An 18,733-nucleotide genomic window follows, 5' to 3' on the forward strand; every position below is an offset into this window, starting at 1 on the left:
ACATGAGGCAGCCGCGGCATAGCCGAGAAGACCAGAGTTCTCACTCCGGAATGGTCAGACCGAACTCACGCAGCCGGGGCAGACAGACGCCGAGACAAGCCTCCACAGAGATGGCGTCCGTGCGCACCAGCAGGTCCTCGCGGAAAGGGGCCCCGCTTGCGACGAATGTCCACGGCTTCGTCCCGTCGCGCATGCGCTCGGCGTCAGCCTTGAACAGAACCGTGACGCCCTGCTCTGCCAACGACTCCATGACCCGCACCACGTCCAACGAGGCCCCCTTGCGCCTGAAATCGAACAGCCAGCAAAGCTACAGCAAGTTCCCAGCTGTCCCCTTGACGGCTTGGCGCCGTGAGGCGTCTACCTCGACGTACACCAGCAACTCAACCCGTAGCACCCGGCGCGCAAGCAGCAAGCGACGGTGGCAGCACACCGACCTGCCGTGCGGGGCGTGCGGACCCATGGTCAGGGCGACAGCCGCCGTCGATGCGGGCGCACACGGGTCACCCGGATGCTCACAAAGGGCAGGGCATCACCTTGGCCTTGCCCCGTCCCGGATCGCGGCCTGAACTCACCCTCCCACCACCGACGAAGCAGGTCAGGGGAGTGCCCCCAGGACTAGCAGATCACCGCCGTCTTCCGGTTCCGTGACGGTGCGTCCCAGCTGGACCAACAGCCCCGAGACCGCAGCCTGCACGATCGCCTGCATGCTGTCGCCTGAGGCGCCGGGCTGGTCCTTCGCCAGCGAAGCGAACCTGTCCGAGTCCGTCCACCTCACCAGCACCCCGGCCGGCACCGCCGTCACCGCAAGCCCGGGCCTGCTGTCCTGTGCATCTTCGCCAACCAGCTGGAACCCCGGCTGAGCCAAGGCATGCCGTACTTGGGAAAGCAGGTCGGACGGCGCAGATGACACTGGCCCCGCCTGCCCCAAACCTGCTGGATCAAGCCTTCAAGTTTAGAAACACGTACAGGTGCACAAACCGGTGGTCCGGCACGACCACCTGGCCGACCACGCGCACACCATCCACCCCTCGGGTGGAAGCCATCCGGGATGACGTGGACTCTGCCGGACCGATGCTCACCACCGCGGTGCGCAGTCCCGCCCTGCCACCGCGGTCGACCGCGGAGCCCAAGTTACGGACAGGGTTTCGTAGTGTCCGCCTGCCTGTTTCCGTTGTCCGCAGGTTCTCGGGGCACCGGTTCCAGAGCGCCCGCTGCCGAGCCAGCGGCGTTCAGGCACCCGGTAGGAAGAGGCAGAACGGATGACCGTGAGGGTCGCGCAGGACCCGCACGTCCTTCTGAGGCTGATACTCCTCCAGTGTCGCGCCCAAGGCGCAAGCCCGTTCCGTCTCCGCCTCCAGGTCATCGACTTGCAGGTCCAGATGCGCCTGCATCTGCTGAGTGCCCGGCCGCTGCGGCCATGTGGGAGCAGCGTGATCGGTCTCCAACTGGAAGCTGAGCCCGGGGCGCTCCTGTTCTGGGGACTTCAAACGGACCCACTCCGGCTTTCGATCGACTTCCTGCCAGCCGAGCAGGGCCAGGTAGAAGTCGGCCAGCGCGGGAGGATCAGGAGTACCGAGAACAAAGGCACCAAGTGTTGTAGTCATGCTTTCCAGCCTTGCCCCGACACTCGCCCTCACGCATCTGGGCACCGTCTTCCGGGATCAACACGATGCCAAGCAGTACTCGTGGACAGTTCACGCCGGTGACCCCGATGGTCTTGTCCGGCACCCGTAGCTGGCTGACGGTGCGTTGGCCTTCCAGGACAGCGGAGAGCAGGTGGGCGGGCGGGCCGGTGTCCGTGCGTGAGCCGCGGGCGGCCTTGCCGTCCACGGCCGGCTGCCGGAGGGGTCGCATCCGAGCAGTTCGGCAAGCCCGCCGGGGCATACGAGGGTCAGGAGGCGGCGATGGTGGAACTCGACGGTGCGCGGCGCACGCCCAGCGGGCCGGCGGCGCGCACGCCGAGACAGTTGCGAATGTCCACGCCGGGAACCGGGTGGTGCATCAGCTGTTCGTCAGTTGCAATTGATCCGTGCCCCGGTTTCTATACTGTAGTTGGCCCACACCATCGCATCCCGCGTATTGGGACCGTAATCGCCATCCGCCCTGACACCCACCTTCTTCTGAACGGAGACGAGCGCCGATTCGGTGAGGCCTCCGAAGTCCCCATCCGTTGCCAGCCTGTATCCGTAGCAGGAATTCAGGTTCTTCTGGAGGGCGCGGACTGCCGTGTTGCTCATCCCCCGGTCCAGCCAGCACTTGGACCCATCGCCGGTGGCATAGGGGACGTACTTGTACGAGGTGGGGTTTGTGACTTTGTTGTACAGGTAAGCCCCGTAGCTGCAAGGGGAGTCAGCCGCAGCGGCGGTCGCAGACGGCGCGCCGGCGAGAACGCCGCCGAGGAGGCCAGCCAGAAGGGCCCCTACGGCCGTAGCCGACTTGGCGCGCCTGCTTCGGATTTTGATCAATTCTGCTCCACCTTCCAATTGTCGGGCGGACTGCCCGAGTTCCTACAGGACGGGAGTGCGGGTGTGACGAAGCAGCGTGAACTCATGAGATCACTGGCTTGATGTGGGATGCCCCTGCCGGTGTTGGCCCCGTATGACGGGCACAGTAGCCCGGCCCGGTCGCTGAGTGTGCCGGTCGTTCGCCCCACAAGGAACGGCCGGCACGCACACCGGAATACGCGCAAGGAAGCGGACGAGACCGCCTCTCGTTCACAGCCGTGACCTTTGAGCTCGACTGCCGCTACTACCCTTGCCTCTATGCGGCCTGGGGGATACGAGGAGAACGGGGCCGCTGAGCCGATGGACGGCCCCAGGTCCAGTGAGCGTCTGTTGATCCTGACCCTCGAGCGGTACGGGGTGTGGCTCCGGTCCAGCGTGGTCTGCCTCTGCGGTGCGCTGGGCGTCGTGTTGGCGGATGTGGCGGAGATTCCTCTGGCGATGTCTCTGCTGGTGCCCGCTGTCCTGGCCTGCGGTGTGCGCCTCTACGCGCTGCGCCACCCGCTCCCGTTAGCCCTGCTGTGGACGTTGGACGCGGCCGTGGTGGTGCTGACGGGGCTGTTTCAGCCGGTGCTCGGTGGCGAGAGCGCGGATGTGATGGTGGAGGCGATTGTCGGCATCTGCGTCGTCGCTTTCCAGTACGAGTGGGCGACGCGCCCAGTGGCCGGGTTTGGCCTGGCCGCGTTGGGGACTGTCGTCTGCGTGCTGGGAGACGTCCTCTCCTCGCCCGGGCACAGCCCCGACGTAGTACCCCTGGTGCGCATGTTCGTCCAGGCGGGCCTGTCGCGGGCTGCTTTCCTCATGGTTCGCGCGCGGGCCAGGGCGGCCGACCGGTCGGCCGCGGCCAGGGCGGCGTCGCGCCGCGAGGCCGCTGTCGCGGCCGCGCGGAGGGCGACCGAGCGCGAGTACCTGGCGACCCTGCACGATACGGCGAGCGCGACACTGCTGATGGTTTCCCAGAGCGACGGCCGGGACTGGTCGTGGCTGCCGCCGCGGGCCAGACAGGATCTGGAGGCGTTGTCCGCCATGCCCGGATTCGAGACAGGAAGCGTCGACCTCGCGGCGCTTCTCAGCTGCGTGCCCGAGGGTGAGGGACTCGCCAGGGTGCAGCTCAAGACGTACATCGAGGGCCCGCTCGTGACTCCGTCCGGCCCTGGGCTTGCGATATTCAACGGGGTCCGGGAGGCCGTCACCAATGTGGCACGCCATGCCGGGGTGCGGGAAGCGGAGCTCAGGGCGTGGGCAGAGGAGGACGGCGTCGTCGTCGAACTGTCCGACGCGGGACGGGGCTTCGACCCGCAGTCCGTCCCCGCCCGGCGCCGCGGCATCTCCGGTTCCATCATCGGCAGGATGCACACGGTCGGAGGCTCGGCTTCCGTTACCTCCCATCCGGGCACCGGGACCCGCGTCCAGTGGCGCTGGCACGGCCGGGCCGGGGAATCACAGGCAGGGGCTGGCGGCACACCGCGCCCGCCCCGCGTCCAGGCGCAGCACAGCGCTGCCGTCCGCCTCATCCGCGGGCAGCTCCTCTACGGGGCTCAACTGGCCGTACTGCTGATCAGCCTGGTGTGGCAGTTCACCATCTCGCTGCGCCGGCTCATGGTCCACCAGGACGTGTACCGCCCTGCGTGGGCACAGACAGCCGCCTTCGTCTGCCTCGCCGCCGTTGCGGTGGCCGGGGGCGCCTATCTGCTGCGTGGCCGGCAGATCCCGCCAAGGGTGCGCGGGTGGAGCCTGGGTTCGGTGCTGGCAGCTTCGGCGGTATGCGCGTTCACGCTCCCGCCGGGGCAGTCGACAGGTCCGGCGGACTGGGCGTTCGGAGTGGTCGGCTGGCATGCGCTGTTCCTGCTGGCAGACCTGCGGGTCAGGGTGTACGCGGCATTTCTTGGGGCGCATATGGGACTCAACGCGACTGCTGTGTTCTTGTCAGGGGCGCCCACTGTCGCCGAGTTGGCCGTCATGGGGATCTCCACGATATCCGCCTGCGGCTTCCAACTCTCCGTCGGTCTACTGGTGACGCGCCTGCTTCACGGTACGGCGCCGGCAGCGGGGACCGCGGCCGCACGGGAGGAAGAACTGCGCACCCGGGAACGCATCCACGAGGACATGCAGCGTGATCACAAGGAGCGCTACCGGGCCCTGACGGCGACGACGGTGCCGCTGCTCGTGGGCCTTGGCCACGGTGTGCTGAGCCCGCACGACCAGGAGGTCAGGCTGCGGTGTGGTGTGGAAGCCACCCGTATGCGCCGCCTGTTCGCCGAGGGCGATGCCGTCTCGGACCCGCTGCTGAACGAGTTGCGGGCATGTGTCGAGGTGGCCGAGCACCAGGGGGTGACGGTGAGCCTGGCCGTACGAGGCCGGCCGGGTGAGGTGCCTGTGGAGGTACGCAGGGAGTTGGTCGACCCGGTGGCGGTGATTCTGGGCCATACCCGCTCGACCGCGCGGGTCACCGTCGTGTGGACCCCCCGCGCGGTACGCGTGAGCGTAATCAGCGAGGGCTGCGCCGACGTCCATGGCACGGGAGAGGCCTCTCGAGCCCACGGCCGTGCCACGGACGCTAAGGTGACCGTGGTGCGAACGACGCGCGGCGGAAGTGTGTGGGTAGAGGCTGGCTGGAGAAGACCGGCGGCCTCCGGAGTTGACCTGGCATGAGTGACAACGCACCGGTCAGCGTGGTCGTCGTCGACGACCATCCCGCCATCCTCGCGGGCGTAGAGGCGTGGTACGCCGCATCGGGTCGGCCCATCACCGTGGTCGCGGCCAGCGGCTCCGTACAGGAAGCCTGGGCCCCACCGGGCAGCACGGCCGATGTCGTCATCCTGGACCTGCAACTGGGCGAGGGCGGCCCCGCCTTCGGCAGCCTCCGAAGACTCGTCGACGCCGGACGACGGGTCGTCGTCTACTCGATGCGGGATGACGAGAAGACAGCGCTCAGCTGCCTGGACCTGGGAGCCGCGACCTTTCTGACCAAGAGCGAGGGCCGACAGCACCTGGTCGAGGCGACGCTGGCGGCAGCCGATGACCGGCCCTACATGCCGCCGGCGCTGGCCGGCGCACTGGGAACGAACACCCGTGCCGACCGCCCCCAGCTGTCCTCGCGCGAGGAGGACGTGCTCATCGAGTGGTTCCAGTCGGAGTCGAAGGAGTTGGTCGCGCAGCGTCTCGGCATCTCCGTACGGACCGTCAACTCGTATCTGGACCGGGTGCGCATCAAGTACGCGAACGTCGGCCGCCCCGCGCGGACCAAGGCAAGCCTGGTGGCCCGCGCCATCCAGGACGGGCTGGTCGATGTGGACGACCTCTGAGACTCAGATTCTTGTCGCGGCGCGTGCTGAGCGAACGAGACTTCCGCGAAAGCCAGATCAGTTGAGAACAGCGGCCTCCCGTGATCTCAAACGATCTGGCACCGCAGCAGGTCAGGGGCTCGTCACCTGACAGGCTCACAAGGAGAGGACACGTCAGGCGGTCACCCCTTGGGGTAGTTGAGGGGTAGGGCGAACCGTCCGGGATCAGTGTGCTGGCACCGTGGCCCGCTCGACTACTGTCCGCCGGCTTTGAATCCTCGGTACACAGCATCGTGGCCCAGCCGCTCCTGCTGCCGGACACGCCGCGTCATGACGATTGCGGGGATACCGAGCGCCAGCAGCACCGGGATCGCGGCGGCGATCCCGAACCACAGGAAGATCGCGAGATAGCCGTAGGCGGCGCTGTCCACGTCCGCGTCTGCCTTTACCAGGAAGACGATGCTGGCCACGAACGCGACCGCCATGATAGCCGCGACGGTGATCGCGAGCCAGAGCAGGATGCCGGCCCAACGCCGGTACCCGGCACTGACCTCATGGAACCGTGGCGGCCCGTACCCGCCGGGCGGACCGGGCAAGGGCCTTGGCGCCGGGCGTTGGGCTGGCCACTTCTCAGACATGAGGCCCCGTTCTGCGCTGCGCGGCCCCGGAACGCCAACTTCCGCCGCCACAGCACGCACCGCGCCGGAGCGTCGTCCCCCGGGTCACTTCTTCACCGAGTCCCATGCGCCGGCGTTGAAGCTGCGCAGGAGGGCGATCAGCGCGGCACCGAGCCGCCAGTCCACACCGGGTGCGTGGACGTGCAGTTTGTCGCCCTTGGACCTGAACTCCAGCGGGACCTGCCCGTTCGCGCGCCACCGGATGCGCCGGGGTGCGCGTGCGAAACCGCCCTCGTTGCCAGGGACGCTGTCGAAGACGCTCATCACGAGGACCACCGTCATCAGGGGCAGCAAGAGCCACCACATCCACCACCATACGATCCTCCCCTTGAAGCCGACCGCTTCGAAGCCGCCGGGCTGGTGCACGGTCCAACGGGTGCGCAGGCCCCTGCCACGGAGCGCCTTCTCGCGCATGAGCGTGCCGATGACCTCGCCGTGCGCGCCGAGCACCTGAAACCTCGCGACGCCGCCGCCAGCCGACAGGGTCACCACAGTGGCCACCCGCTCCCGGCGTTGATCGTCGGCCCACAGGGCGAAGGAACGGGCCCCGCCACCCCGGGCCGCACGGTACGCGGACGTGCCTCCCGGCGGCAGTTCGCGCTCCACGTACACGGCCGACGGCGCCGGACCCGACCCGTCGGAGAAGCTGACCATATCCGCCACCTTCTCCTGACCCTGGCCGTCGACTCGTCTCGGCCCGCCGTACATGGTCAGTACGTTGCTGCTCATCCGACCTGCTCCACGTAGTAGTCGCCTGCCCAGGCCAGCCCAGTCTGCTTGGCTATGGCGACGCGTTTTGGGAAACTGAACGTCGAAGAGAAGCGGCCGCACCGTTGAGTATGCGGCCGCTTCTGTTCTCCCTCGCCACAGCGGATATGCAGCATCGGAGAGGCCGCTCCGGGACGTCGACCCGGCTTGGTGCCGACGGGACCGCCTGCGGCCATCGAGCTGCGTCAGAGGTAGGAGGTGATGCGGGGCTGGATTCGGGCTGACGCCGCGTTGCGGTAGATCCCCTCGCCATACCCCGGCGAGGAAGCCGACGAGGCGTTGAAAGTGTCATTGACCCAGATCTCCGTGCGGGTCTCTCAGTGCGGGTGGGGCCCAGGTACGTCCGATAGGCCGTGGCGCAGTCGGGGCCGTAGAAGATCTGGAAGCTTGGCCTCGGTTCGGCCGCCGCAGCGGGGCTGGCGGTACCCACGATTGCGGTGAGGGCGAGTAGCACAGTAGCGATCACACCGGGGCGGGGAGAGTCACCGGGTTCCCTTCAGTTGGGTGAACTGCGTGGCCTGCATTTATCGTGTACATGGACTTGCGGATCTTGGGCGGAAGATTCAAAGCCGAGTGCACCGACACACCAGCCCACACCTGCGTTCCGCTGTCAGCCCCGTACGACGGGCACAGTAGCCCGGCTCGGTCGCTGAGTGTGCCGGTCGTTTGACCCACAAGGAACGGCCGCCGCGCACATCGGAATACGGGCAAGGCGGCGGTCGAGACCACCTTGGAGCCTTCCCCGTGATCGTGGTGCTAGTACTCCAGCAGTACTTCGTGGCTTGACCTGGGGAAACGTGGAGCGGTGGGAGTGTAACGGGCAGAGTGCCGTCATGGACGGCTTCTGCCTGCACGCCCCTCGAAGGAGTGCCCACGACGGCGAGAGCACATCCGTGCGGGGAAGCCCCCGATCGTGATGACCGAACAGGCAGAGACCTGGGACCGCGACCTGAATGACCTCTTCACCACCATCGGCCACCGCTTCGGCCGTGTCGAACCCCGCCGACGGATGCGGGACTACGTGCGCGCGCTGCTCGCGCCGGTCGCCCGCAAGAACAGCTGGCAACTGGCCGAACAGGCCGGTCACTCAACCCCTGACGGCCTGCAGCACTGGTGCCTTCCGCGGCGTCGCGCCAGAACTGCAGCACGGTGTCGATGTCCGAGAGGGTGGCGCAGCGGATGTGGAGATCACTCATGCGTCGAGCCAAGCAGAGCGCGCGTCTGTTTGGCGACCTGCTTTCCGATGACCTCGCACGTGGAGCGCGTGGCCATCCTGGAACCTGCGAACAACGGTGCCTGACGTTGGTTAGGGTGCCAGGTAGAAGCTGATGACGGGGGGCTCGTTGGTGGGGAGTTGGCGTCGGCAGAAGCCGGGCACAGTGTGGGGCGGGTAGTGCACGCGCTCATCGGCCGGGGCGGTGGTGGGCGGGTGACCGGTCGGTCGGTGCCCGCGGTTCTGCCCCCGTCGCTGCGCGCCGGGCTCGGGCTGGTCGCGGCTCTCGCCGCGCTGGTGGTCGTCGTGCTCGGGGCCATGTACGCCGGCCACAGCCGGCCCGGCACGGTGGACAGGTGGTTCGTCGACCCGACGGCGGACAGTGTGCGGCCGCCGTGGCGGCACGTCGCTCTGGCCACGGACTTCCTGGGGGAGCCCGCCGGAGCGGCGATGCTGGTCGTGGCCGCCGTGACGGGCTGTCTGCTGCTTCGGCGGCCTCGTGCAGCGGTGCTCGTCGTTGTCGGCGTCTGCATGGCCGTGGGGACGACGAGCTTGATCAAGTCTTTGGTGGGACGCACCATCCACGGCGACGGCAACCTGTCCTATCCGAGCGGGCACACCGCCTTCCTCACCGCGCTCGCCCTCATGCTGGCACTGCTCGCGACCGGCCGGCTCGGCCTCGGCAGGACGGCCGGCACGCTGTTCGTGCTCGCCGCGGCGCTCGCCGCCGGGGCCGCCATGGGCTGGGCGCAGGTCGCCCTGAGTGCGCACTACCCGACCGACGTCCTCGGCGGCTGGTGCACCGCGCTGGCGGTGATACCGGCGACCGCTTGGCTGGTCGACCGGATCGCCGACCGGATCGCCGACCGGATCGCCGACCGGCCGGTCGATCGGCCGGTGGATCGGGTGGCCGACGCCGGTCGGCAGGAGCGTCCCTGACGTCACGTCATATCAGCTCATGTCATTTCACCTCGCGTCATGCCAAGCGGCGGAACACGGGCTTCACCGGGCGCCCAGTCAGCCAGGGGGTGGGGTCGGCGGCGTCCAGTGCCTTCCGGTACACCGCACATGCCTGGGCCACCACGTCGACGGTGTGATCGATGTCGGCGTCGCTGAGCGCGCTGCTCACTACGAACGACGGGGCCAGCACCCCGCCCGCGAGGAGATGACGCAGGAACAGGGTGCGGTAGTGCTGCGACGGCTGCCGGTTCTCGTCGAGGGTGGCGAAGACCAGGTTGCTGGCCCGGCCCCGGACGACGATGTGGTCGCCGACGCCCAGGCCGGCCGCTGCCTCGCGGACACCGGCGGCCAACCGCTCGCCGAGGGCGTGCAGCCGCGCGGTGATGCCCTCCTCGACGTAGGTGGCCTGCACGGCCATCGCGGCGGCCAGGGAGTGCGTTTCCGCGCCGTGTGTGGTGGACAGCAGGAACACCCGGTCGCCGGAGTGACGCAGCCCGCCCAGCTCCATCAGATCGCGGCGCCCGGCCAGCGCGGAGACGGCGAATCCGTTGCCCAGCGCCTTGCCGAACGTGGAGAGGTCGGGGACGACGCCGTACAGGCCCTGAGCGCCCGCCTCGGACCAGCGGAGGCCGGTGATCATCTCATCGAAGATCAGTACGCAGCCGTGCCGGTCGGCCAGCTCGCGCAGTCCGGCGAGGTACCCGGGCGGCGGCTCGGTGTGGGTGGCCGGTTCGAGGATCAGACAGGCGACCTCGCCCTGGTGCCGGGTGAGTAGTTCCTCCGTGGCCGCCAGGTCCCCGTAAGGGAACGCCACGGTGAGTTCGGTGGTCGCCGCCGGAATGCCGGCGGACATCGGCGTGGTGCCGATGAACCAGTCGTCGACGGAGAAGAACGGATGGTCGGCGCAGATGGCCACCCGCGGGCGCCCGGTGGCGGCGCGGGCCAGTCGCACGGCGGCGGTGGTGGCGTCGGAGCCGTTCTTCGCGAACTTCACCATCTCGGCGGTCGGCACGGTGGCCAGGAAGCGTTCCGCGGCGTCGACCTCCACGATGGAGGGCCGGACGAAGTTGCTGCCGCGGTCGAGTTCGCGCCGTACGGCCTCGATCACGCGTGGGTGGGCGTGGCCGAGACTGACCGACCGCAGGCCGGAGCCGTACTCGATGTAGCGGTTGCCGTCGATGTCCCACACGTGGGCACCGCGGCCGTGGCTGATGACCGGGGCCAGGTTGTCGGGGTACTGGTCGTCGCCCTTGGCGTAGGTGTGCGCGCCCCCGGGGATCAGGGCGTGCAGTCGCTCGTTGGCCAGCCGCGACCGGGGCAGGAGGAACTTTTCGGTGCTGTCGGTGCTGTCGGTGCCTTCAGGGTCCACGCGGATCTCATCTCTCTTGGTGCTTCAGGACCTCGGCGAGGCTCGGCGCCTCCCGGTCCCGTTGGGACATCGAAGCGGCCGGCAGCGGCCAGGGAATGGCGAGCTCCGGGTCGTCGAAGGCGATCGTCACGTCCTCGGCCGGATCGTGCGGGCGGTCGATCCGGTAGGAGGTGTCGGCGGTTTCGGTCAGCGCCTGGAAGCCGTGCGCACACCCCGCCGGGATGTACAGGGTCGCCTGCGTCTCGTCGGACAGCTCGAAGACCGCGTGGTTGCGGTAGGTCGGCGAGTCCGTCCGCAGATCCACGACGACATCGAAGATCCTCCCGTACGAGCACCGCACCAGCTTGGCCTCGCCGGCTCCGGAGCGCAGGTGCAGACCGCGCAGCACCCCCCGGGCCGAGCGGGACACGCTGTCCTGGATGAAGGTGTTCGGGTCGAGGCCCACCGAGCGGACCACGTCGGCGTCGAAGGTGCGGCAGAAGAAGCCGCGCTCGTCGGCGTACGGCGTCGGCTCGAACAGGTACGCGCCGGTGATCGCCGGGACTTCGGTGGCTTTCATGGAGTCTCCCGCGAGGCGTGGGCGCTGGTATGGGCGTTGGTATGGGCATTGGTGTGGTCGGTCGCCGGGAACAGGGCCGCGGTCAAGGCCGTGAACTGGTGCTCCAGGCGGCGCGCGGCGGCCAGGTTCCGCTCGCCGAGGGTCTGCCGCAGCTCCGCGGATGACTGCTCCAGTGCCCGGAACTGCTCCAGCAGCCGGTCGGCGTCGACCTCGCGAGCCGGGTGGCAGTACGCGTCGAGACCCATCTGAGCCATGAGTGCGTCGCTCTTCGCCGCATAGCTGACCGCGAGCGTCGGCGTTCCGACCTTCAGCGCGCAGATCAGGTTGTGGTAGCGGGTCGCGACCACGCTGTCGGCAGCCGCCATCTCCTTCATCAGGTCGGCCAGCGAGGACGTCTCGGCGGCGGTGACCAGCGGTGAGTCCACGGCGGCGAGGATCGAGGCGACCACCGGCTCATCGCACTCGTCACCGGTGAGCAGCCGGACCGCTCTGCCGTCCTCGGCCAGCGCGCGGACGAAGCGGGTCGTCCCGTCGAGGTAGCGCCGGTATATGTCCTCGGCCCGGGCGCGGTCGTCGTTGCCGCCGTGGAAGGCCATGACGCCGACGCAGACCGGGCCCGACGGGCTGATGGCCTGTTCCGAAGGCGCGCTCACCTGCGGTGCCGGCGTTGGTGCCTGTGTCGGTATCGGTGTCGGTGTCGGCAGGGAGAACGCGAGGTCCGGGTAGACCTCGTCGCGTGCGGTGTCCACGCCCATCGCCCGCATCGCGTCGCGGGACAGGTCGTCCCGGTAGGACCGGTACGTGGCCAGTCGTGCCGACCAGCGCACCAGGGTCCGGGTCGGCCGGTTGCCGATCGCGGCGGCGCCGACGCCGACCAGCGCGACCCGGGTGCCGAACAGCCGGCCGCTCGCGCAGAGCAGGAACAGCGAGTACGGGAAGCCCCACGGCCGCAGCGGCAGCGTGGCCTCCAGGACACCCATGCCCGGCACGATCACCACGTCGTGCCGGCGCACCCAGGCGGCGGTGCGGAAGACGTCGACGAGTTTGCCCAGGCCCTTGCCCGCGATCGCGCCCGCACGCGACGCCGTCCGGTACTCCCCGCGGTACCAGTGCAGCCGCGCCGCGGGGATCCCGTACCGGGCCGCGACGACCTCGGGTCCGCCGCACAGCGCGGCCACGGCCGCCTCCGGGTGCTCGGCGCGGAGGTACCCGAGCACGGCTTCCAGCGACCCGTCGTTGCCGAGGTTGCCGGAGCCGAGCAGGCCGAACACCCCGACGCGCACCGGAGTTTCGTCCATGGACGTCATGCCTTTCTCCCCTCACGGCCGGCGACGAGGTCGTCGACGGAGACGGTGAGCAGGCCCGGGTCGACCGGGGCGCGGTCCTCGACCCGTTCGCCGGCGCCCGGCCGGACCCGGCTGGTCATCCAGGCGGCCAGGTGCCGATAGCACGCGCGCCGGTCCGCGGGGGACAACGGCGCCCGCCGGACCGCCGAGACGAAGCCCCAGACGTACTCGGCGAGCAGCCGGGGCGTCGGGTGCAGCGGGCCTGCCCGGCGCGGGTCCAGATTGACGCACCGGGAGCGCTTGGACGGGTTCGCCCGTTCGGCGCGGGTGGGATGGTCGCGGCGGAAGTACAGCAGCTCGGGCACCTGGTAGAAGGGCCCGTGCAGGGCGATCTCGGCGACGTAGGTGCGGTCCGCGTGGTGGTAGCTGTCCATCGGCTTCACCCGGCGCAGCACGTCGGCCCGCAGCACCCCGTAGAAGTCGTCGCCGCCGGGCTCGAACAGCAGACTGCGGAAGCGCTCCGGCGCGTGCGGCGAGTCGGTGGCGAGCCCGTACTCGTACGGGACCTTCACCTGGGCGTCGCCGTCGATGACCGCCTGGCCGGTGTGCGCCAGGATCATCCCCGGCCGCTCGTCCAGCGCCTCCACGCAGCGTCGCAGCAGGTCCCGGCCGTACAGGTCGTCGTGCGAGGCCCACTTGAACAGCTCACCGCGGGACTCGGCGAACACATGGTTGTGGTTCGGCGTGGCGCCGATGTTCCGGGGCAGCCGGAGGTACCGGATGCGCGAGTCCCGCGCGGCGTACCGGCGGCAGATGTCCTGGGTGCCGTCCGCCGAGGCGTTGTCGGAGATGACGAGCTCGAAGTCCTCGTAGGTCTGGCCGAGCAGGGCGTCGAGCGACTCGGCCAGGTACTCCTCGCCGTTGTACACGGGCAGGCCGATACTCAGCCTGGGTTGGGCGGTCATGAGGTCCTCACTTCGGGGATGGGATCGTGGTGGTGCTCCCGCAGGGCGGAGCGCAGTTGCAGCCACCACACGGCCGAGCTGCTCAGCGTCGCGGCGGCGACGCCCCAGGCCGAGCCGACCGTGCCGCCGACGGCCGCCCCGCCGAGGCCTCCGCCGACATAGCAGACGGAGGCGACCATCTGGCAGCGCAGGCTGCGCCGGGCGGCGCCGAGCGCCCGCAGCCCGGCCGCCGCGCCGGTGCCGAGACTGGCGCCCGCGACGCCGAGCGTGGCCGGCACGATGAGCTGCGAGGCGGACTGCCAGACGCCGCCGAGCACGAACTCGCCGAACCGGTCCGGCACCAGCAGCAGCGCCGATCCCCAGAGCAGGGCGGCGACGGCCTGCCCACCGCCGAGGAAGAGGCAGAATCTGCCCAGTTGGTGCGAGGCCCTCCGCAGCACCCGTGCCGCCTCCGCGACGGTGACCAGCGAAAGGCCCATCAGCACGGCGAGGAACGGGCCGAGCAGCAGTTCGGCGCCCCGGACCGCGCCCACCGCGCTGACTCCGACGATCACGCCGAGCCCGTACGCCCGCAGCTGGTGCGCGCCGCTGAGGCCGACGTTCTCGACCAGGTACCGGTAGCCGAGGTCGCGCTGCTCGCGCAGCCACCCGCGCGCTCCGGTCATCCGGGGGCGGATGCCGGACTGGAGGCAGCCGTACACCGCGGCCACCGCGGCGGACGCGCCCCAGGCGAGCACGAAAGCGGCGACGGTGCCCACACGGGCCGCCACCACCAGGGCCGGGATGAGCGCGACACCCCACACGAGGTCGTTGACGAACGCCTTCTTCCCGTTGCCGGCGGCGAAGAACGAGTACCGCCAGGCGTCCTGCAGCAGCAGCGTCGGCAGTACGACGCCGAGGACGGCGAACGCGGGCCCCACGCTGCCGCCGAGAGCCAGCCCGATCACCAGACACACCACGCCGAGGGCGCCACCGACGCCGAGCGCGGTACCCGAGGACCGGGCCACCGCCCCGCGCCAGGACGTCTCGGACACGCCGCTGAAGCGCACCACGAGCGGGTCGGTGGCCAGTCCGCGGGAGACGTTGAGCACCACGCCGTAGGTCACCCAGGCCAGGCTGAACACGCCGAACGCGGCCGGCCCCAGCGAGCGGGCCACGTAGACCCCCACCGCGAAGTTGCTCATGCTGGAGGCCGCCTGGTCGGCCAGTCCCCACGACAGCCGGCCGACCATGGCCCGCTTGGCGGTCTGCCGGGCGGGTCCGGCCCGGTCCGCCGGTGTCGTCGGCTTCTCCCCCTCGGTGGCCATCGGCGTCATGCCTTGATCAGCTCGGCGTCGTGCAGGGCGTCGGCCGCGGCGGCGACGGCGCCGAACGGCAGCCCGGCCCGCTCGGCGACGTCCAGCAGACTGTGCTCGCCGTCGGAGAGGTTGAGCACCCAGAGCATGGCCATCTGGGCCTGCTTCGCGTCGCTGCGGCCGCCGAGCGAGTCGTAGAGCCCCCGCTTCCCCAACTGTGGTTCGCCGTAGGGGCTGAGGTTGAGGTACTGCCGGTTGCGGTCCAGTACGGCGAATGTTTCCCGGCAGACCGCAAGGGTGTCCGCCATCGCCTCCGGGGAGACGAAGTCCGGGTTGTCCGCCGAGGTGTGGTACTCGGGGTAGCCGGCGTACGGGGTTCGGCTGAGCGACCCCACGCCGAGGTTGAACCCGGGCGAGCAGTACTGCCGCTCGTCGTAGCCGTACGGGGTGAACTCGCTGATCTGGTGCGGGCGTTCGGAGGCGGTCAGTACGTGCCGCATCACCTGGTCGATCTCTGCGTCGCCGCGCCTGCTCTGCTTGTAGTTCAGCCGGCCCCGGTCGCCGGCGCAGGCCAGCACCAGGCCGTGCTTGACGCGCTCCACCCGCTCCGCGTTGCGGGCCAGCCAGGTGATCGCCCCGATGGTGCCGGGCGCGTAGATGAACCGGTAGGTGTAGTACGGCGTCTCCTGCGCCAGCGCCCGGGCCAGGAAGGTCGCCACCGCGATGCCGGCCAGGTTGTCGTTGGCCAGCGACGGGTGGCAGACGTGGCAGGAGACGATCACCTCGTCGGGGACCTGCCCGGGGATGACATGCTCGGCGTAGGTCAGGTGGCCGTCGTCGAGCGTGGAGTCGATGCGCACCTCGTACTCGCCGTCCGGCAGCGCGTCCAAGGTCTCCTGGGCCAGGCAGAATCCCCATTTCGGCTCGTAGTAGCTGGTGCGGTACGGCACCCACGTCGGATGGTCCGGCAGGGTGTGCAGGTGTTCGCGCAGCTCGGCCAGCGGCATGGTCCGCGCCACCGGCAGGCTGTATCCGAGCACGTGCAGGCTGGACGCGGCGAAGTCGACGACCCGGTTGCCCGCGGCGTCGGCTATGTAGGCGTCCCGGATGTTCCACTCCTGCGGCACCGTCCAGTCCAGCACCTGCGTCCCGGTCGGCACTTCGTGCGTGCGCAGCGGGACGTACTCGTTGACGATCTCCAGGGTGGCGCGCACCCCGTCGCCGGTGATGCTCCGGCACAGCGGGTACAGCCGCTCCACCAGCGCGTGCATCTCCTCGCCGGCCGTCAGCGCGTGCGTCTCCTCGCCGGCCGCGGTCATCCGCGCCACCGCAGGGTCTCGTCGACGGTGCCGGCCTCGGACGCCGCGCGCAGCACGGCGAGGCGGGTGAAGCGCTGCTCGAAGCCCTCCCGGGTCAGCCCGTGTTCGCGGTAGGCGTCGGCGAGCTCGAGCGCGCCCTGCTTCACCGTCCACTCGCAGTCGAAGCCGGGACCCCCCGCCATCGCAGTGCGGAACCGGGAGAAGTCCACCCGGTACGACCGCGGATCGGCACCGTTCTCCCCGGTGATCTTCACCCGCGAGCCGGCCACCGCCTCGGCGACCTGTTCGGCGATCTCGGCGACCGTGACGTTGTTGATCTCGCTGCCGATGTTGAACGCCCGGTCGTGGACCGCTTCCCGCGGCGCGGCCAGCGCGGCCGTGAAGGCCCGTGCGATGTCGGCGGCGTGCACCAGCGGGCGCCAGGGGGTGCCGTCCGAGAGCACAAGGACCTCGCCGGACAGAAGGGCGTGCCCCACCAGGTTGTTCAGCACGATGTCGGCGCGCAGCCGGGGTGAGTAGCCGAAGGCGGTGGCGTTGCGCATGAACACCGGGCTGAAGTCGCCGTCGGCCAGCGCGTGCAGGTCGTCCTCCACCCGCACCTTGGACTCCGCGTACGGCGTCACCGGGTGCAGCGGGGCGTCCTCGGTCACCAGGTCGTCACCGCCGGCGGCGCCGTAGACGGAGCACGTCGACGCGTACAGGAAGCGCCGCACCCCGGCCTCGCGGGCCAGCCGGGCCAGCCGGACGGAGGCGTGGTGGTTGATGTCGTAGGTGAGGTCCGGCGCCAGCGATCCCAGCGGGTCGTTGGACAGGGCGGCCAGGTGGATCACGGCGTCCACCCCGGCCACGTGTTCGGCCATGACGTCGCGCAGGTCCACCCGGTGCCCCGGCGGGTCCGCGGGCGGCGGGCCGAGCACACAGTCGGCGAACAGGCCGGCGTCGAGACCGACGACCTCGTGGCCGGCGGCCTTGAGTACCGGGACCATCACGGTGCCCAGGTAGCCCTGATGTCCGGTCAGCAGTACGCGCAAGGTTCATTCCCCCAGTGAGAAAGTGCCCAGGTCGAGCGTGAGTTTGGTGACGTCGAACGCCTCGGCGTAGCGCGCGTGGCATTCGATGCCGCGGATCCGTGCGAGGCCGAGGAAGGCCTCCCGGTCGTACCAGGGCCGGTGCCGCTGCGAGGGGTAGTGCTCCTGCAGCAGCCGCACCTTCTGTTCGGCGGTTTCCGGCGACAGCGGCTGGTACGCCGACGGACGGCCGAGATCGCCGTCCCATTTGACGATCTCGTAGCCGAGTACGAGGTGGTCGCGGAACGCGGTGGGTATCAGCTGCGCCAGGCCGCGGTGGTCCTGGTGCGCGTCAGCGGTGCGCGGGGCGAGGACGAGATCCGGTTCGGTCGCCGCGCGCAGCTCCTCGACCGCGGCCTTGGCCTCGTCCCACTGCGCCGGCAGCCGGCCGTCCGTCAGCTTGAGCACGGTCAGCCGCAGGTCGGCGCCCGGGCAGAAGGCGGCGAGCGCGGCCTGCTCCTCCTGTTCCCGGTCGCTGCCACCGCCCGAGAGCACCAGGGCGTCGACACGGATACCGGGCCGCGCGAGGCACATCGTCAGCAGCGTGCCGCCGGCGCCGATGGCGATGTCGTCGCAGTGCGCCCCCACCGCGACCACCCGGTCCAGGCGCCCGGTCCCGAGCCGGATCACGCGGTGCCCGCCGTGGCGCCGGCTCTGTTCCCGGTCGCGCTCGCCTGCGCGCCGTCCCGTTCCCACACGGCCCACGGGCGGTCGCCCCGGGTGTAGGCGTCGTCGAGTGCGGCCCGCTCCTTCACGGTGTCGGTCGGCTTCCAGAAGCCGCGGTGCTGGTACGCCACCAGCCTTCCCTGCTTGGCCAGTTGCCCGCAGCCGTCGGCGACCAGGTCTCCGCCCTCCGGGATGTGGTCGAAGACCTCCTGGCGGAGCACGAAGTAGCCGCCGTTCTCCCAGAGCGGCAGTTCACTCACCGCGGTGATGCCCCCCACCAGGCCGTCCTCGCCCAGCTCCACGCAGTGGAAGGAGGACTGCGGCGGCACCACCATCATCGACGCACCGGCGTCGCGCTGGGCGAACCGGTCGATCATCTCCGGCAGCGGGGCGTCGGTGAGGACGTCGGCGTAGTTGGCGAGGAACATCTCGTCGCCGTCCAGGTGGTGCCGCACCCGGCGCAGCCGCTCCCCGATCGGTGACTCGATGCCGGTCTGCGCGAACGTGATCGTCCAGTCGGCTATGTCGGTGGACAGCAGCTCGGTCTGCCCGCCCCGCAGCACGAAGTCGTTGGACGTCGTCTCCTCGTAGTTGAGGAAGAAGTCCTTGATGTGGTGGGCCCCATATCCGAGGCACAGGATGAACTCCGTGTGCCCGAAGGACGCGTAGTAGCGCATGACGTGCCAGATCAGTGGCCGCGGGCCGACCATCGCCATCGGTTTGGGCGTGTCGTCGGAGGATCCGTTACGCATACGCAGCCCGTAACCGCCGCAGAACAGAACGACCTTCATGCTGCAATCTCCT

At 69.8% G+C, this 18,733-nt stretch carries 18 protein-coding genes and 2 pseudogenes; 5 read left to right on the top strand and 15 right to left on the bottom strand.

The window, feature by feature from the left end; genetic code table 11:
• Nucleotides 1-40 precede the first annotated feature (40 nt).
• Entirely contained in the window at nt 41-250 is a 210-nt protein-coding gene (locus AB0D14_RS03955; RefSeq protein WP_362774277.1) for a hypothetical protein, read from the bottom strand.
• Between the two features lie 454 nt (nt 251-704).
• Between AB0D14_RS03955 and AB0D14_RS03960 the strand changes: the two genes are divergently transcribed.
• Nucleotides 705-860: a hypothetical protein gene (locus AB0D14_RS03960; RefSeq protein WP_362774280.1), complete on the top strand. Its 156-nt coding sequence runs from the start codon at nt 705-707 to the stop codon at nt 858-860.
• A 369-nt stretch (nt 861-1,229) separates the two neighbouring features.
• Here the strand turns inward: AB0D14_RS03960 and AB0D14_RS03965 are convergent, their stop codons facing one another.
• Both AB0D14_RS03965 and AB0D14_RS03970 read right to left on the bottom strand, forming a co-directional pair.
• Complete coding sequence (locus AB0D14_RS03965; RefSeq protein WP_362774282.1) at nt 1,230-1,604, bottom strand: VOC family protein; 375 nt, start codon at nt 1,602-1,604, stop codon at nt 1,230-1,232.
• Between the two features lie 408 nt (nt 1,605-2,012).
• The gene (locus tag AB0D14_RS03970; RefSeq protein WP_362774285.1) at nt 2,013-2,465 is read right to left on the bottom strand and encodes a peptidoglycan-binding domain-containing protein; all 453 of its coding nucleotides are present in this window, start codon (nt 2,463-2,465) and stop codon (nt 2,013-2,015) included.
• A gap of 297 nt (nt 2,466-2,762) precedes the next feature.
• Between AB0D14_RS03970 and AB0D14_RS03975 the strand changes: the two genes are divergently transcribed.
• Complete coding sequence (locus tag AB0D14_RS03975; RefSeq protein ID WP_362774287.1) at nt 2,763-5,153, top strand: ATP-binding protein; 2,391 nt, start codon at nt 2,763-2,765, stop codon at nt 5,151-5,153.
• A complete protein-coding gene (locus tag AB0D14_RS03980) occupies nt 5,150-5,806 on the top strand; it encodes a response regulator transcription factor (RefSeq protein ID WP_362774289.1) in 657 nt (218 codons plus the stop codon). The genes AB0D14_RS03975 and AB0D14_RS03980 overlap by 4 nt, the downstream gene beginning before the upstream one ends.
• Before the next feature lie 233 nt (nt 5,807-6,039).
• On the opposite strand, the gene AB0D14_RS03985 is transcribed toward AB0D14_RS03980, so the two are convergent.
• Together AB0D14_RS03985 and AB0D14_RS03990 are read right to left on the bottom strand one after the other, a co-directional pair.
• The gene (locus tag AB0D14_RS03985; RefSeq protein WP_362774292.1) at nt 6,040-6,423 is read right to left on the bottom strand and encodes a hypothetical protein; all 384 of its coding nucleotides are present in this window, start codon (nt 6,421-6,423) and stop codon (nt 6,040-6,042) included.
• A gap of 84 nt (nt 6,424-6,507) precedes the next feature.
• On the bottom strand, nt 6,508-7,191 hold the full coding sequence (locus AB0D14_RS03990; RefSeq protein WP_362774294.1) for a hypothetical protein: 684 nt from the start codon (nt 7,189-7,191) through the stop codon (nt 6,508-6,510).
• 955 nt (nt 7,192-8,146) lie between these two features.
• Here AB0D14_RS03990 and AB0D14_RS03995 point away from each other — a divergent pair.
• Nucleotides 8,147-8,344: pseudogene (locus tag AB0D14_RS03995) on the top strand (IS701 family transposase); the annotation flags it as partial.
• Here AB0D14_RS03995 and AB0D14_RS04000 read toward each other — a convergent pair.
• Nucleotides 8,334-8,426: pseudogene (locus tag AB0D14_RS04000) on the bottom strand (GNAT family N-acetyltransferase); the annotation flags it as partial. The pseudogenes AB0D14_RS03995 and AB0D14_RS04000 sit on opposite strands and share 11 nt — an antisense overlap.
• Nucleotides 8,427-8,659: 233 nt before the next feature.
• Between AB0D14_RS04000 and AB0D14_RS04005 the strand changes: the two are divergent.
• Nucleotides 8,660-9,382: a phosphatase PAP2 family protein gene (locus tag AB0D14_RS04005; protein ID WP_362774297.1), complete on the top strand. Its 723-nt coding sequence runs from the start codon at nt 8,660-8,662 to the stop codon at nt 9,380-9,382.
• A gap of 37 nt (nt 9,383-9,419) precedes the next feature.
• Here AB0D14_RS04005 and AB0D14_RS04010 read toward each other — a convergent pair whose 3' ends face one another.
• Genes AB0D14_RS04010 through AB0D14_RS04050 form a run of 9 tightly spaced genes read right to left on the bottom strand, consistent with a single transcriptional unit; the run spans nt 9,420 to nt 18,720 of the window.
• Nucleotides 9,420-10,772 carry a glutamate-1-semialdehyde 2,1-aminomutase gene (locus AB0D14_RS04010; RefSeq protein WP_362774300.1) on the bottom strand — a complete coding sequence of 451 codons (1,353 nt, stop codon included), beginning with the start codon at nt 10,770-10,772 and terminating at the stop codon, nt 9,420-9,422.
• Nucleotides 10,773-10,779: 7 nt separating this feature from the next.
• A complete protein-coding gene (gene rfbC / locus AB0D14_RS04015) occupies nt 10,780-11,331 on the bottom strand; it encodes a dTDP-4-dehydrorhamnose 3,5-epimerase (protein ID WP_362774303.1) in 552 nt (183 codons plus the stop codon).
• Complete coding sequence (locus tag AB0D14_RS04020; protein ID WP_362774306.1) at nt 11,328-12,638, bottom strand: polysaccharide pyruvyl transferase family protein; 1,311 nt, start codon at nt 12,636-12,638, stop codon at nt 11,328-11,330. Before AB0D14_RS04020 ends, rfbC begins: the two co-directional genes overlap by 4 nt.
• On the bottom strand, nt 12,635-13,582 hold the full coding sequence (locus AB0D14_RS04025; RefSeq protein WP_362774308.1) for a glycosyltransferase family 2 protein: 948 nt from the start codon (nt 13,580-13,582) through the stop codon (nt 12,635-12,637). Before AB0D14_RS04025 ends, AB0D14_RS04020 begins: the two co-directional genes overlap by 4 nt.
• Entirely contained in the window at nt 13,579-14,898 is a 1,320-nt protein-coding gene (locus AB0D14_RS04030) for a hypothetical protein (RefSeq protein ID WP_362774310.1), read from the bottom strand. Before AB0D14_RS04030 ends, AB0D14_RS04025 begins: the two co-directional genes overlap by 4 nt.
• Nucleotides 14,895-16,196: a DUF4910 domain-containing protein gene (locus AB0D14_RS04035; RefSeq protein ID WP_362774312.1), complete on the bottom strand. Its 1,302-nt coding sequence runs from the start codon at nt 16,194-16,196 to the stop codon at nt 14,895-14,897. Before AB0D14_RS04035 ends, AB0D14_RS04030 begins: the two co-directional genes overlap by 4 nt.
• A complete protein-coding gene (locus AB0D14_RS04040) occupies nt 16,193-17,227 on the bottom strand; it encodes an SDR family oxidoreductase (RefSeq protein ID WP_362774314.1) in 1,035 nt (344 codons plus the stop codon). The genes AB0D14_RS04035 and AB0D14_RS04040 overlap by 4 nt, the downstream gene beginning before the upstream one ends.
• Before the next feature lie 3 nt (nt 17,228-17,230).
• A complete protein-coding gene (locus tag AB0D14_RS04045; protein ID WP_362774316.1) occupies nt 17,231-17,893 on the bottom strand; it encodes a PIG-L deacetylase family protein in 663 nt (220 codons plus the stop codon).
• Nucleotides 17,890-18,720: a sugar phosphate nucleotidyltransferase gene (locus AB0D14_RS04050; protein WP_362774318.1), complete on the bottom strand. Its 831-nt coding sequence runs from the start codon at nt 18,718-18,720 to the stop codon at nt 17,890-17,892. The genes AB0D14_RS04045 and AB0D14_RS04050 overlap by 4 nt, the downstream gene beginning before the upstream one ends.
• Between the last annotated feature and the right edge of the window lie 13 nt (nt 18,721-18,733).

The organism is Streptomyces sp. NPDC048484 (assembly GCF_040651415.1).
Lineage (GTDB): Bacteria > Actinomycetota > Actinomycetes > Streptomycetales > Streptomycetaceae > Streptomyces.